This is a genomic window from Novosphingobium sp. G106 (assembly GCF_019075875.1).
Classification (GTDB): Bacteria; Pseudomonadota; Alphaproteobacteria; order Sphingomonadales; family Sphingomonadaceae; genus Novosphingobium.
In genome coordinates this window covers 177,171-190,205 of record NZ_JAHOOZ010000004.1, presented here as the reverse complement: position 1 = coordinate 190,205, position 13,035 = coordinate 177,171, and the positions used below count along the sequence as shown (strand labels likewise).

Here is a 13,035-nt window from a genome sequence, read left to right as displayed (position 1 = left end):
ATCGCCTTAGCCGGCCGATGGAGCTTTGGGCTTGCCGGGCATGTCCATCATGCAATCGGCCGCGCTCATCTTCATCATGTCGCAGTTGCAATCCGCCACTTCGGAAGTGCGGTCCTTGACCCAGACGCGAACCTGAGGAGGCAGGTTGGACTTGTTCGGTCCGAATATGCCACGAGACTGCCATTCCCAATGGCCCGGTCCACGATCATGCGCGGAGGCAACGGAAACGGTTGTGACTGCCGCAAGCGCCGCGGCAAGAGTGAGAATCGTCTTCATGTGAAATTCCTTGGTTGAACTGTGTGGAGGCATGCGGCGGACCATGAGGGTCCGCCACGCGCCGCTAGGGTTCAGCCAAGGAGAGTCGGTGGTTCCGGTTCAGGCGAAAGGTCACTGCCGTGTAAGACAGTAGTGGTCGTCCAGAAGGCCAAGGTGGAACCAACCGCAGGCACCATAAGCGCCGGTGCGTCATTGCGAACGGCCATGGGAATGACACAGCCCATTGCTGCGATACAGGCGAGCGTCATGCCCTTGCAGGGTTTCTGCGCAGGCTGCTGTTGCTGCGCCATCATCTTCATGCAGTCTTCGGACATCCCTGCCGTGGCCATCCCGGTCATCGCCATCGGCGCGGACAATACAGGCGAAGCCGATGCAAACGCGCCTTCCTGGCCGAGCAGACCGATCAGGGCTCCGAGAAGGAGAAAGAGATGAAGCGCACGTTTCACTGCTGTTTCAGTCTAATCGCTTCTCATGGTCAGGACAATCTTTATTTCACCCGCCGTGATGCGCAAAGACACGCTGACCAGCGGATCCGAAGGCGATGACGTCGAAAGCCTGTGCCGGTTGCCCAGGAACTTCCATGCCAGGCGAACCGATCGGCATGCCCACAACCGCAAGCCCCGTCACACCACGCGGACGCTGCGCGAGCAGTCGCTTCATATCGGTGATGGGAACATGACCTTCGAACACCATGCCGTCGATGATCGCCGTGTGGCAGGAGGCAAGACGCGGGGGAACGCCCTGCGAACGCTGCAACATCGAGCGCTGCCGGTCGTCGACTATCGTCACCTGGCGCCCGAACAGCCGACGGACCTGCGCCGTCCACTGCTCGCAGCATCCGCAACCTGGACCGCGATGCACGACGATGTCCGTTGCCGCCATGGCCAATGAAGGAAAACCGAGCGCAAGTAATATGGCGAGCCGACGGGTCCGCTTCATAGTTCGTTCCTTCCTGCCGGGCGCGATTGAGGCGACCCGGCCGTTCCCGCACTTGCTTTTTCATTCAATACGCGCGGTCGTCAAACATCCCTCGAAGAATTGCGAGGCGGGGGGAGCCGCTGACAATCCGGCATCGGTCATTGGCGCGCAAGCATGGCCTTCATATCGTCGATCTCGCGCCGCTGGGATTCCTTGATCTCGCCGCACAGCCTGACGATCTGTGGGTCGGTGAGCGACGCCTTCTTGCACATCAGGATTGCGCCTGAATGATGCGGGATCATCGAGCGCAGGAACGCGCGATCCCCGATTGTGGTCTGGGTCCGGATCAGGGCGAAACAGCCGATGAAAACCGCGATCGAGCCGATCAGGAGCGCCGCATTCATTGCCCTTGATGGAAACATGTGACCCATCGCGAGGATCATCAGCACCACCATCGGCGCCACCATCATCAGCGTCATGTAGAGCATATTGAGGTTGTTGTAGAAACTCCCCAGACTGTCGATCATGACGAACATCACCAGATACATGATGATGCCGCCGACAAGGGTCTGCAGGGCGAGGCTTGCATACGCGTTTTTCATCATCGGTCGTCTCCTTTGGTCCCCGCCCCAACTCTCTCCTCGACTATTCAGCCCTTGCAGTGCCGCTTTCGCAGGCAACGGAAATACAAAAGCGTCACCACGAACTCGGTCGATCGGCAACACGCCCATGACCAGACCACTAGCAAACCAAAGCAGCGCTCGACGCCGATGATCCGATGAACGCGGCTAGCCCCGACGTCGGAGCGAAGCCGGACGCTTCTCAGAACCAGGTCCGCACGCCAATGACAAAGCTCGTCGCCTTGACGTCCTTTCCATCGGCCCGCGCATAGTCCGCCGTCTGCCCAAACTTACGGTCGTAGGAAACGCCGATGTAGGGAGCGAACTCGCGGCGGACCTCGTAGCGCAGGCGCAACCCCAACTCGGCGTTGGACAGCCCCGATCCGATCCGGGTCTCGGGCACGTTTTGAGCCGAGAGGTTCAATTCGACGCGGGGCTGCAGGATCAGGCGTTGGGTAATGCGCTGATCATAATAGCCCTCGATCCGCCCCAGCACCTCGCCCTTGTTCGACAGGAACAAAGCGGCTTCCGTCTCGAACCAATAAGGTGCAACCCCCTCGATTCCGATCGTCGCATACGTTCGGGACGGGTTGGGTTTGAAATCGTATCGGACGCCGGCCTGCACGTTCCAATAGGGATCGAGCGCACGGCTGTAGAGCGCCTGGACCTCGGCACTGTCGACCCCTTCGCGAAAGGCGCCCTCCCCTTCGGTCTTGATCACGAACCGATCGAGATCCTTGCCGAACCACGCCTCGCCATCCCAGCGATAGCCGTCGCGGCCGTTCCGGACCTGATATTCCGCCAGATTGAACAGGATCATCGAGGTAGAGCTGCCGCCATGTTCATTGTGAAGCATGGTGCGTGAAGCGGCCATCTCGCCATTTCCGTATATCCGGTCGGCATAGTGATCACTCGGAGGCGGTGGCGCGGGAGCGTTGCCCGGCGCAAGGCTCGTACCCCCTGCGCCATGGCCTGCCATCGACATGCCAGGCATTGACGACATATCGTGCTGCATCGGCTGACCGCCAGTGTCTGACGGCATGTTCATGCCCGGCATATCGTGCTTCATTGCGCCGCCCGCCGCCTCGGGCGTTGCCATGCCAGGCATGCTGGACATGTCGTGTCCGGCATGGGCATCGGGCGCTGCAGGCAACCTGCTGGCTGGCATGTCCATTCCGGGCATAGCGCCCATCCCTGACATGCCGTGCGCCGCGGGCTTGGGCTTTGCAGCGGGTGCACGACGCGTGGTGGGCGCGGGTCTACGAGGCGGCTTCGCGGCGGTTGCGCGTTTAGCCTGACGTGCCGGCCTTGCCGCTGGCTTCTTCTTTGCTGGCGGTTGAGCCATCGGCATGTTCATGCCGGGCATATTTTGCATCGATTGTGCGTTGGCCGGTACCGCGAGGGCGAGCGGCGCCGCGGCGATCAGGAGAAGAAGCGACTTCATGCGCCATCTCCCCGGGGACGGACAGAGACGACGCGCATCATCCCGGCATGCATGTGGTAGAGCATATGGCAGTGGAACGCCCAATCGCCGATAGCGTTAGCGGTGAGATCAAAACTTACCTTACCCCCCGGCGCGACATTGACCGTGTGCTTGCGCGGTGAATACTCGCCATGCCCCGTCACCAGCTCGAAAAAATGACCATGAAGATGGATCGGGTGCGACATCATCGTGTCGTTCACGAGCGTGACGCGGACCCTTTCGTTTTCGATAAACGGAATTGGCTCGCTCTTGTCACTGAGCTTCACCCCGTCGAATGACCACATATAGCGTTCCATATTCCCGGTCAGATGGATTTCCATCGCCCGGTCGGGTGCCCGCACGTCGGGATTGCGGTCGACCGCCATGAGATCGCGATAGACCAGAACACGGTGCCCGACATCTTCGAGGCCCTGTCCGGGCTCTCCCGTGCGATCCATCGGCATAGGTGAAATCGTCTGCACACCAGGCCCCATCTTGACCTGCGGGGCTTTGCTGGCGTCGCGCATATTCATGCCGCCCATTCCGCCCATCGCCATGCCGCCCATCGCGTCACCGATAGGCGCACCCATTCCAGGCATGTTCGCCATCGAACCACCGGCCGGCTTGTCCATTGCGGGCATCGAGGCCCCGGATTCCATGTTCATTCCAGCCATACCGCCCGCGGCGGCCCCGCTTGCCGACATGTCATGTCCCATCGCTGAGTGGTCCATGCCTTCCATGCCGCTCATGTCCATATCCCCCATGCCCATGTCTTTCATATTGGCGAGGGGGCGTTTGCGGAGCGCCGGCACTTCGGCCGACATGCCTTCGCGCGGGGCCAGGGTGGCGCGGGCCATGCCCGACCGATCGACGGATTCGCCGACCAGCGTATAGGCGCGATCGTCGGTCGGGGTGACGATGACGTCATAGGTCTCGGCCACCGCGATCTGGAACTCATCGACCTCGACGGGCCTGACATTGAGACCGTCGGCCTGAACGACCGTAAATTTGAGGCCGGGAATCCTGACATTGAATGTCGTCATCGCAGAGGCGTTGACGAAACGCAGCCGGACGCGCTCGCCGGGCCGGAAAAGCGCAGTCCAATTGTCCTGCGGGCCATGCCCATTGACGAGATAGGTGTAGGTCGAACCCGTGACATCGGAAACGTCGGTCGGGTCCATACGCATATTGCCCCAGTCGAGACGTTCCTTGAGTGGTTGGTCTTCCTTGGCCAGGAGACTGGCCAGCGTTTGGCGCTGATAGTTGAAATAGCCCCCGCCGACCTGCTTGAGCTTCCGGAAAATCGCGTGCGGGTGCATCTGGCTATGGTCGGAGAGCACGATGACATGCTCGCGGTCCGAGCGGATTGTGTCCTCGCCTTCAGGATCGATTACGATCGGCCCATAATGGCCCATCTGCTCCTGCAGCCCCGAATGGCTATGATACCAATATGTGCCCGCCTGAACGATGGGGAACTCGTAGACGAAGGTCGACCTTGGTTTGATGCCGGGGAAGCTGATCCCGGGCACGCCATCGAACTGGAAGGGCACCAACAGGCCATGCCAGTGGATCGAGCTATCTTCCTCGAGATCATTGATCACCGACAGGCGCACGGTCTGGCCCTGACGCAAACGGATCAGGGGAGCAGGAACAGTGCCATTGATTCCGATGGCATGGCTTGCCCGGCCGTCGATCATCATCATCTGATGCGCGATCTTGAGCGTGATATCGTTGCCGGTCACGGTCGGGAGCGGCTTCACGATCCCGGCCGAAACGGGCTTAGCCCATGCCGGCATCCAGGCCGACAGAGCCAGACCACCGCCGGTCAGCGCGGCGCCGCGGAAAAGGTCGCGGCGGTTCAATACCGGGGGCATAATATCTCCTTGTTCGACGTGCAGCACTCCGGGTCCGCAAAGACGCTCGAGCGCGGTATCTCTCTCTCCTTACGCGCGAGCGGGGCGCACCCCTCATTCCTCGGCCAAGATTTCCGTAAGGCGCGACCGCGCACGGTAGAGGCGGGTCTCGACCGCCTTGCCGCTGATCGAGAGCGCAGTTGCCGCTTCCGACTGGCTCAGCCCTTCGACGGTGCGGAGCAGCAGAACTTCTCGCAACGAGGCCGGCAACGCGCTGATTGCGGCGGCCATTCGCTTGAGCTCCATTTTTGAGCCAGCACTGGCATGCGCGGAGGGAGCCTCATCCGGCACTTGCTCAATCTCGTCGTCGGAAGTGGCAAAACTGAACGTGAAGAGCTGACGTACCTTCTGGCGACGGCGCCAGTCACGGCATTTGTTGATCGCTATCCGGGACAACCAAGCCCGGAGCGGTCGCGCGCCATCATATTTTCGCAGATGGCTGAACGCGGAGACGAAGCAGTCCTGGGTGAGGTCAAGCGCGTCCTCGGCATTCCCCACGAGGCCGCGCACCAGTCGAAATATCGCTGACTGGTGCCGATGCATGATCTCAGCGAAGGCCGGCTGCCGACCCGCGAGCGTCAGCGCCGCAAGTTCACCGTCCGAGCACGCGCGAAGATCCAGACTCACCGTGCATCGTCGGTGAGCGCATGTACCACCGCCTGATCGAACGTCTTGGCCTGATCAGGACGCAAGATCTGACGCATCGCGAAGATATGGCCGAGCGTTTCCTTTTGCAGCTCGCCCATCGCCTGATGCGACTGATCGACGGCCGCCGCAACACGCGGTCCGTTACCATGTTCGATTTCGATCGCGGATGCGAGACGCGCATTGTCTGCTCTCATTTCGAGCTCCAGTGCGCGTCGGCGCACGGCGAAGCGCTGCTCGAGCAGCTCGATCTGGGCCTTCTGACGGTCGTCCAGATCGAGCTGGCTGTGCAATACGTCGTGGAGTTCGACGCCGGCTGCCTTGGGCTGCGGGAAGAAGTACCGACCAAGGAACACCCCTGCAACGGCCGCAACAAAGGCGACGATTGCGACCAGAAAGAGCAGCTTCGGCTTCACCGAGGGCCTGCCAGCAGCGTCGAGGGGGCAAGCGGATTGGATGGTCCGAATGGCGAAAGTGTAACCGAGGCCTCGGCAGGCGGCGTGAATCCGTTGCTTGCAATACCGAGCAGCACTGCTCCAAAGGCGGCCACTGCACCGAACCGGAGTTGAGAAGCAGCCGAAACCTGGGGCAATGCCGCAATGCGTCGAAACACCTCCTCCTCCAGACCGATCAGGCCCGGATGCCCCGGTTCATTGCGTAAGCGGCTCAAAAGCTCGTCCAAGTCTGTATTCATCGTAAGATCCCAATCATCATTCAATCCGGCGCACCGCGCTGGACTCGGATTCCCCACCTGCCCCTCTATCCGTCTTTTCGTCAAAGCACTGAGCTATGGCGGGCAGAGCTCGACGGCGACTGCCGGGCAGACGCCACATCGCTAGGGCATCATATTCTTCATGCCAGGCATATCCTTCATCATCGCGTCATGGTCTTCGGGCGCACTGGCAATTGCCGCCTGATATTGGGCGGGCGTCATACGTGGCAGTTGCCGCACGAAAGCCACCATGTCCCAGATCAGTTCGTCGCTGTGCGTCTTACCCCAAGCCGGCATCGCGGTCAGCTTGACCCCATGCTTGATGATCCAGAATTGCGCTTTTGGCGATCTCTGCTGCTCCCGAAAAAGCTCCGGAGCCCTGGGGTAGAGACCCTGGCTGATCTCCGACTTTTCCAGTCCCGGCCCGAGATGGCAGCCACTGCACATCTCGGTGTAAAGCCCCGCGCCGCTCTGCAGCCGTTTTAGATCCATCAGGTTGGCGGGGACACTCACATTGCGAGACCGGACGGCGATCGAACGATCACGAAGCTGCTCTATGAGCCAATAAACCGGTTTGGTGTGCGGCGCATCGGCCCCTATGTCATAGGCTCCGACATATACAACGATCCCGACCAGCGCTCCGCCGACCAGCGCCGTCGCGGCAATGAAGCCCACGCTCGGGAAGTGCTTGCGCAGCCATGTCTTCCTCGAATTTGCCATCGCGTCCTCCCGAGCAGAAGCGTCCCTGGATCCCGGTGATTTTCACACCCATCCAATTGACCATACGCATGACAGGCTTTGATCCCTCATCAGCCACGCAGATCTCCGGCGCAAACCCCGCTGGCGTCCGGATTTGAAGAAATCTTGCTTGCTTGATGAGGGATGGCGCCGCGCGATGCGTAATTCGATCTGTCGGCAGTATCGCCGCCCATGGAGAAATCGATGTTTCGTAAAACAGTTTTTGCCGTCGCCATGGCGGCGTCTGTCCTCGCCGCTACCGCTGTTCAGGCCCACCCCAAGCTCGATAGCACAACGCCCGCGGCCAATGCCGTCGTCGCAGCCCCGACAAGGATCCAGCTCGTCTTTTCCGAAGCACTTGTCGCGCAATTTTCCGGGATCGACCTGACGATGACGGAAATGCCCGGCATGAAAATGGGGCCCATGAAGATGAACGGCGTCAAGGCGACCGTGGGTGCGGACGGCAAGACGCTCGTCGCGTCGCTTGCCAAGCCGTTGCCGGTTGGAACCTACAGGGTCGATTATCACGTCGTCTCTGCCGACACCCATCGCATTCAGGGCAGCTACACCTTCAAGGTCCAGTAAGTCCGTGCCGGACATCATAGCGATCGCGGTCAGGCTAGGGCTTTACCTCGATCTCATGCTCCTCTTCGGGTTGCCGATGTTCGGCCTCTATACGTTGCGCGGGACCGAGCGGGCTTCCGGCTCGGTCCTGCGCTTCCGCTCGGTGTTGGCGACGATCGCGCTTGCCGGCATCGGACTATCGATCCTGGGCATGATGGTCCTGGCGGCCTCGATGGGCGGCGTGCCGATCGATCAAATCGACCGGGCTACAACCAATCTTTTGATATCGGGCACGGCGATCGGCACTGCCTGGCAAATACGGATCGCGGCACTCTTGCTTGTGCTGTATTTTTCCATTGTCGGATGGCGCCGCCCCACTTTCGCCCTGTGGTCGCTGTCAGCCACCGCCGCTGTCGCTCTGGCAACTTTAGCCTGGACGGGTCACGGCGCCGCCGATGAAGGCTTATTGGGATGGATCCATGTTGGCGCCGACATCACCCATCTTTGGGCCGCGGGCATATGGGTAGGAGCACTATTCGCCCTTTGCCTTCTTATTTTCCGCCCTGCCGCCCGCATGGCGATACATCATATCCACCTCTCTCACCGGGCGTTGGATGGCTTTGCGAAGGTCGGATCGGCTGTCGTGGGGCTGCTTATCCTGTCGGGCTTCATTAACAGTTGGATCCTGATCGGACCGTCCAGGCTCGGTTCCCTTTTTGCCAGTCTCTACGGCCTTCTGCTGGTGGCAAAGCTGATACTGTTCGGCGTCATGCTAATGCTGGCCGCCGCCAACCGCTTCTTCCTGACCCCCTCCCTCGCTGCAGCCATTGAAACGGGCAAGACATCCTCGGCGATAGGAACACTTCGTCGCAGCCTCGTCATTGAAACTGCATGCGCTCTTGTCATTCTAGCCCTCGTTGCATGGTTAGGACTGTTGGCCCCGCCTGCATCGGGGATGTAATCCGTTTTCATGGAAGCGCGCTCGATGTCGCGGCCTGGGTCATGGAGGTGATGAGCCCGACCACCAACATGAGTATCAGCGTGGGTCCCGCAACAACCATTATCACCCAAAGCGCCTGGCCCATCAAAAACCAAAAAGGGGTGTAGGTATCCATCTCTCCCCCGATGATGATGATGGTGTCGTCGCCCCCTGACGTTCCGACCTTTGGTTGTTGCGGGGCGAGCGACATGGAGCGCGATCGGCTTATTCCAATCTGTCTTCCCCACATCCGCTCGCCCCCGCGCCACGCTGCGACCCGTGGGCACCTGAGCTGTCCATCCTGCTTGGCGATGGGCTTCATCTGAATTTACGCAGCGACGGGGTTTACCCCTCACGACCCACCGCTTTTTTTCGAAGAACGCACACGCTTTCGAGGGAAGAAGCGGCGTGCCGCGTAATATCAGTGACGACCGAGGTCAGCGAAAGGCAGGCATGTACGACTGCGTAATCATCGGAGGCGGCCCCGCGGGGCTGACAGCAGCCACCTATCTGGCCCGGTTTCTGCGTTCTACGCTGGTCATTGATGCTGGCGATGGCCGCGCCACCCGCATCCCGACGACACATAACCTCCTCGGTTTTCCAGACGGTATCTCTGGTGAAAATCTGCTTGTCCGTATGCATCGACATGCCGCCCAGTACGGTGCCGAATTGGCCACTGGGGTCGTCGATCGCATCGACCGGGTCGGGACAGGTTTCGTCGTCGATACGAATGCCAAGACTTTCAGCGCACGGACAATATTGCTTGCTCAAGGCGTGATAAATCATCGACCGCGAATGGCGCAGGAAACGCATGATCGAGGCGTCGCCCAAGGACTGGTACGCTATTGCCCGATCTGCGACGGCTATGAGGTCCGCGGCAAGCGAGTGGCCGTGTTGGGCTGCTCCGACCATGGTGCGGCAGAGGCTCTGTTCGTTCGCCACTATAGCGACACTGTGACATTGCTCGCGCAAGACAGTTCGCAATTGTCGGTAGCCGAGACGGCAGATCTGGCCCGAGGCGATATTGCCGTCGAACGCGCCCCGGTTCAAGATTTGTCGATCGATGGGGAAATCCTCCTCGCCCATTTGGCCGATGGCCAATTGCTCCATTTCGACACCCTTTATGTTGCCCTCGGAACCGCCCCTCGCTCGGAATTGGCGCGAATGGTTGGCGCGGAGCTGAGCCCAGCAGGTTGCATCGTCGTCGATGAGCACCAGCAAACGACGGTCGGTGGCCTGTTCGCTGCCGGCGACATGGTTGAAGGGCTGGATCAAATTGCTGTTGCGGCAGGTCAGGCGGCTAAGGCCGCGACGGCCATCCACAATCTGTTGTCCGGCTGACGCGGCAGCGCAGGGTCTGCCACGCAAAAAATATGTGAGGCGGGCTTGACCCTGACACGATGTCAGACCCCAGATCGCTTTTCGTCGATAAGGAGACGAGCCTGTGACTGACCCTGTTTCTGCAAGCAATTCGGATGCACACGGCTGCTGCGCGGGCAAGCACGGCGGCGGCACGGACGCGAAGACGGCCAAGGATCCGGTTTGCGGCATGATGGTCGATCCGACGGCAACGCCTCATCATGCCTCGCATGATGGCGAGGGCTATCATTTCTGTAGCGCAGGCTGTCGCACCAAGTTTGCCGCCGACCCCAAGCGGTATCTGTCGGACGAGGGCAACACGGCCGCGGTCGCAGAACCGGGTGCGATCTGGACCTGCCCCATGCACCCGGAAATTCGTCAGAATCATCCAGGGCCATGCCCAATCTGCGGCATGGCTCTGGAGCCTGCCATGGTCACGGCCGACAGCGAGCCGAGCCCCGAGCTCAAGGACATGAGCCGCCGCTTCTGGGTTGCGCTCGCGCTTAGCCTGCCCGTGCTATTCCTCGAGATGGGTGGACATCTGTTCTCCACTCTCCACCACATCGTACCACCGACGACATCGACTTGGATCCAGTTCGTCCTTGCGACACCCGTCGTTTTGTGGGCGGGCTGGCCTTTCTTCGAGCGCGGCTGGGCTTCGCTTCGCACGCGTAACCTCAACATGTTCACGCTGATCGCGATGGGGACCGGCGTCGCCTGGGGCTACAGCGTGGTCGCGACCCTTGTCCCTTCGACCTTTCCACGGGCCTTCCGCGCGGCCGATGGGTCGGTCGCGGTCTATTTCGAAGCGGCTGCGGTCATCACCGTCCTCGTGCTGCTGGGTCAGGTACTCGAACTGCGCGCCCGCGAACGGACCTCGGGCGCCATCAAGGCGCTGCTCAACCTCGCGCCCAAGACCGCGCGCCGCATTGGCGCGAACGGGGATGACGAGGAAGTGTCGCTCGACCAGGTCGCCGTCGGCGATCGTCTCCGTGTTCGACCGGGCGAAAAGGTGCCGGTCGATGGCAAGGTCGAGGAGGGCCGATCCTCGCTCGACGAGTCGATGGTGACGGGAGAATCGATGCCGGTCACGAAGGCGCTCGGCGACGCTGTCATCGGTGGAACGATCAACCAGAGCGGCGCGCTCGTCATCCGCGCCGAGAAGGTGGGCCGCGACACGATGCTGGCGCGCATTGTCCAGATGGTCGCGGATGCACAGCGTTCACGCGCGCCTATCCAGCGCCTGGCCGACCAGGTCGCGGGATGGTTCGTGCCCGCTGTCCTGCTGATCGCGCTCATTGCCTTTGGTGCGTGGGGTATCTGGGGGCCGGAGCCACGCCTCGCCCATGGCCTGATCGCCGCCGTCGCCGTCCTCATCATTGCCTGCCCCTGCGCCTTGGGGCTTGCGACGCCGATGTCGATCATGGTCGGAATCGGCCGGGGCGCAGGGTTCGGCGTCCTCATCAAGAATGCCGAGGCCCTGGAGCGGATGGAGAAGATCGACACATTGGTTGTCGACAAGACCGGGACGTTGACCGAAGGGCGCCCCTCGGTCACCCGCATCGTCTCTGCCCCTGGTCATGAGGAGAGCGAACTGCTGAGGCTCGCCGCAGGCGTAGAACGGGCGTCCGAGCATCCGCTGGCGCTCGCAGTTGTTGCGGCTGCCAAGGACAGGGGAATCGTGCTTCCCGAAGTCACGGATTTTGATTCACCGACCGGCAAAGGCGCAATCGGCACGGTGGACGGCAAGCGCATCAAACTCGGCAACGCCCGTTTCCTGTTAGAAAGCGGGATCGACGTCAGCGCACTCGATCCGCAGGCGGACGAACTGCGCCAGGATGGCGCGACCGCCATCTTCATCGGGATCGACGGACAGGCAGCCGGAATCCTCGCCATTGCCGATGCGATCAAGGCGACGACGGCCGAGGCCATCGCGGCGCTTCGCAAGGAGGGCATAAGGGTCGTGATGCTGACGGGCGACAATCGCACCACGGCGCAAGCGGTCGGGCGCAAGCTCGGGATCGACGAAGTCGAAGCCGAAGTGCTGCCGGACCAGAAAAGCGCGGTTGTCGCGCGATTGAAGGGCGAAGGGCGCATCGTCGCGATGGCCGGCGACGGGGTCAACGACGCGCCGGCCCTCGCTGCCGCCGATGTCGGTATCGCGATGGGCTCCGGCACCGATGTCGCGATTGAAAGCGCTGGCGTGACCCTGCTGAAAGGCGACCTTAACGGCATTGTCCGCGCGCGCCGGCTGAGTGAGGCGACAATGTCCAACATCCGGCAGAACCTGTTCTTCGCATTCATCTACAACGCTGCCGGGGTTCCGATAGCGGCGGGTCTGCTCTACCCGATCTTCGGCATCCTGCTCTCCCCGATCATCGCGGCGGCGGCGATGGCATTGTCCTCGGTCAGCGTGGTCACCAACGCGCTCCGCCTCAATCGGGTGGCACTATGAATATTGGCGCTGTGTCGGCCGCGAGCGGGGTCTCGCAGCGGATGATCCGCCACTATGAGAAGATCGGCCTTATCCCGTCGGCTGCGCGACGGGAAAGCGGCTATCGCGACTACTCGGACGCCGACGTCCATCGGCTTCGCTTCATTGCCAACGCTCGCGACCTCGGCTTTCCGATCGAAGAAATCCGAAAGCTGCTTGATTTATGGTCCGATCGCGCACGCGCCAGTTCAGAGGTCAAGGCGCTGGCGGAGGCCCGCGCGGCCGACCTTGGCCGCAAGGCGGATGCGCTGAATGCGATGCGAGAAGCGCTGATGGACTTGGCGAAGAGGTGCCACGGCAACGACTGGCCGGAATGTCCGATTCTGACGCACCTGGCGTCTTGAGCATGTTCAAC

At 61.4% G+C, this 13,035-nt stretch carries 16 protein-coding genes; 5 read left to right on the top strand and 11 right to left on the bottom strand.

The features are described from left to right. Positions 1-6: 6 nt before the first annotated feature. The 10 genes from KRR38_RS34730 to KRR38_RS34685 all read right to left on the bottom strand — a co-directional run bounded on the left by KRR38_RS34730 (position 7) and on the right by KRR38_RS34685 (position 7,266). Positions 7-276: a hypothetical protein gene (locus tag KRR38_RS34730; protein ID WP_217408303.1), complete on the bottom strand. Its 270-nt coding sequence runs from the start codon at positions 274-276 to the stop codon at positions 7-9. Positions 277-347: 71 nt separating this feature from the next. Next, a complete protein-coding gene (locus KRR38_RS34725) occupies positions 348-722 on the bottom strand; it encodes a hypothetical protein (RefSeq protein WP_217408302.1) in 375 nt (124 codons plus the stop codon). Between the two features lie 46 nt (positions 723-768). Further along, complete coding sequence (locus tag KRR38_RS34720; protein WP_217408301.1) at positions 769-1,215, bottom strand: DUF411 domain-containing protein; 447 nt, start codon at positions 1,213-1,215, stop codon at positions 769-771. A gap of 137 nt (positions 1,216-1,352) precedes the next feature. Next, positions 1,353-1,799: a DUF305 domain-containing protein gene (locus tag KRR38_RS34715; protein ID WP_217408300.1), complete on the bottom strand. Its 447-nt coding sequence runs from the start codon at positions 1,797-1,799 to the stop codon at positions 1,353-1,355. A 217-nt stretch (positions 1,800-2,016) separates the two neighbouring features. Further along, entirely contained in the window at positions 2,017-3,258 is a 1,242-nt protein-coding gene (locus KRR38_RS34710) for a copper resistance protein B (RefSeq protein WP_217408299.1), read from the bottom strand. Further along, positions 3,255-5,150 (bottom strand): copper resistance system multicopper oxidase, encoded by a 1,896-nt coding sequence (locus KRR38_RS34705; RefSeq protein WP_217408298.1) that lies wholly within the window; start codon positions 5,148-5,150, stop codon positions 3,255-3,257. Before KRR38_RS34705 ends, KRR38_RS34710 begins: the two co-directional genes overlap by 4 nt. A 93-nt stretch (positions 5,151-5,243) precedes the next feature. After that, positions 5,244-5,816 (bottom strand): RNA polymerase sigma factor, encoded by a 573-nt coding sequence (locus tag KRR38_RS34700; RefSeq protein ID WP_217408297.1) that lies wholly within the window; start codon positions 5,814-5,816, stop codon positions 5,244-5,246. Next, positions 5,813-6,250 carry a periplasmic heavy metal sensor gene (locus KRR38_RS34695; protein ID WP_217408296.1) on the bottom strand — a complete coding sequence of 146 codons (438 nt, stop codon included), beginning with the start codon at positions 6,248-6,250 and terminating at the stop codon, positions 5,813-5,815. The genes KRR38_RS34700 and KRR38_RS34695 overlap by 4 nt, the downstream gene beginning before the upstream one ends. Continuing rightward, a complete protein-coding gene (locus tag KRR38_RS34690) occupies positions 6,247-6,528 on the bottom strand; it encodes a hypothetical protein (protein ID WP_217408295.1) in 282 nt (93 codons plus the stop codon). The genes KRR38_RS34695 and KRR38_RS34690 overlap by 4 nt, the downstream gene beginning before the upstream one ends. 141 nt (positions 6,529-6,669) lie before the next feature. Next, on the bottom strand, positions 6,670-7,266 hold the full coding sequence (locus KRR38_RS34685) for a cytochrome c (protein WP_217408294.1): 597 nt from the start codon (positions 7,264-7,266) through the stop codon (positions 6,670-6,672). Positions 7,267-7,476: 210 nt separating this feature from the next. Between KRR38_RS34685 and copC the strand changes: the two genes are divergently transcribed. Both copC and copD read left to right on the top strand, forming a co-directional pair. Next, a complete protein-coding gene (copC, locus tag KRR38_RS34680) occupies positions 7,477-7,869 on the top strand; it encodes a copper homeostasis periplasmic binding protein CopC (RefSeq protein WP_217408293.1) in 393 nt (130 codons plus the stop codon). Positions 7,870-7,873: 4 nt separating this feature from the next. Further along, entirely contained in the window at positions 7,874-8,809 is a 936-nt protein-coding gene (gene copD, locus KRR38_RS34675; RefSeq protein WP_217408292.1) for a copper homeostasis membrane protein CopD, read from the top strand. 7 nt (positions 8,810-8,816) lie between these two features. On the opposite strand, the gene KRR38_RS34670 is transcribed toward copD, so the two are convergent. After that, complete coding sequence (locus KRR38_RS34670; protein WP_217408291.1) at positions 8,817-9,038, bottom strand: flagellar biosynthetic protein FliQ; 222 nt, start codon at positions 9,036-9,038, stop codon at positions 8,817-8,819. Between the two features lie 242 nt (positions 9,039-9,280). Here KRR38_RS34670 and KRR38_RS34665 point away from each other — a divergent pair, with 242 nt between their 5' ends. The 3 genes from KRR38_RS34665 (at position 9,281) to cueR (ending at position 13,024) form a co-directional block, all read left to right on the top strand. Continuing rightward, on the top strand, positions 9,281-10,168 hold the full coding sequence (locus KRR38_RS34665; RefSeq protein ID WP_217408290.1) for an NAD(P)/FAD-dependent oxidoreductase: 888 nt from the start codon (positions 9,281-9,283) through the stop codon (positions 10,166-10,168). 208 nt (positions 10,169-10,376) lie between these two features. Further along, a complete protein-coding gene (locus tag KRR38_RS34660) occupies positions 10,377-12,641 on the top strand; it encodes a heavy metal translocating P-type ATPase (RefSeq protein WP_254515941.1) in 2,265 nt (754 codons plus the stop codon). After that, positions 12,638-13,024 (top strand): Cu(I)-responsive transcriptional regulator, encoded by a 387-nt coding sequence (gene cueR / locus KRR38_RS34655; protein ID WP_217408288.1) that lies wholly within the window; start codon positions 12,638-12,640, stop codon positions 13,022-13,024. Before KRR38_RS34660 ends, cueR begins: the two co-directional genes overlap by 4 nt. The last annotated feature ends 11 nt before the right edge of the window (positions 13,025-13,035 follow it).

Coding starts and splice junctions, on each gene's coding strand:
- KRR38_RS34730 (WP_217408303.1), bottom strand. CDS start 276: ATGAAGACGATTCTCACTCTTGCCGCGGCGCTTGCGGCAGTCACAACC.
- KRR38_RS34720 (WP_217408301.1), bottom strand. CDS start 1,215: ATGAAGCGGACCCGTCGGCTCGCCATATTACTTGCGCTCGGTTTTCCT.
- KRR38_RS34715 (WP_217408300.1), bottom strand. CDS start 1,799: ATGATGAAAAACGCGTATGCAAGCCTCGCCCTGCAGACCCTTGTCGGC.
- KRR38_RS34710 (WP_217408299.1), bottom strand. CDS start 3,258: ATGAAGTCGCTTCTTCTCCTGATCGCCGCGGCGCCGCTCGCCCTCGCG.
- KRR38_RS34705 (WP_217408298.1), bottom strand. CDS start 5,150: ATGCCCCCGGTATTGAACCGCCGCGACCTTTTCCGCGGCGCCGCGCTG.
- KRR38_RS34690 (WP_217408295.1), bottom strand. CDS start 6,528: ATGAATACAGACTTGGACGAGCTTTTGAGCCGCTTACGCAATGAACCG.
- KRR38_RS34685 (WP_217408294.1), bottom strand. CDS start 7,266: ATGGCAAATTCGAGGAAGACATGGCTGCGCAAGCACTTCCCGAGCGTG.
- copC (WP_217408293.1), top strand. CDS start 7,477: ATGGAGAAATCGATGTTTCGTAAAACAGTTTTTGCCGTCGCCATGGCG.
- KRR38_RS34670 (WP_217408291.1), bottom strand. CDS start 9,038: ATGTCGCTCGCCCCGCAACAACCAAAGGTCGGAACGTCAGGGGGCGAC.
- KRR38_RS34665 (WP_217408290.1), top strand. CDS start 9,281: ATGTACGACTGCGTAATCATCGGAGGCGGCCCCGCGGGGCTGACAGCA.
- KRR38_RS34660 (WP_254515941.1), top strand. CDS start 10,377: ATGATGGTCGATCCGACGGCAACGCCTCATCATGCCTCGCATGATGGC.
- cueR (WP_217408288.1), top strand. CDS start 12,638: ATGAATATTGGCGCTGTGTCGGCCGCGAGCGGGGTCTCGCAGCGGATG.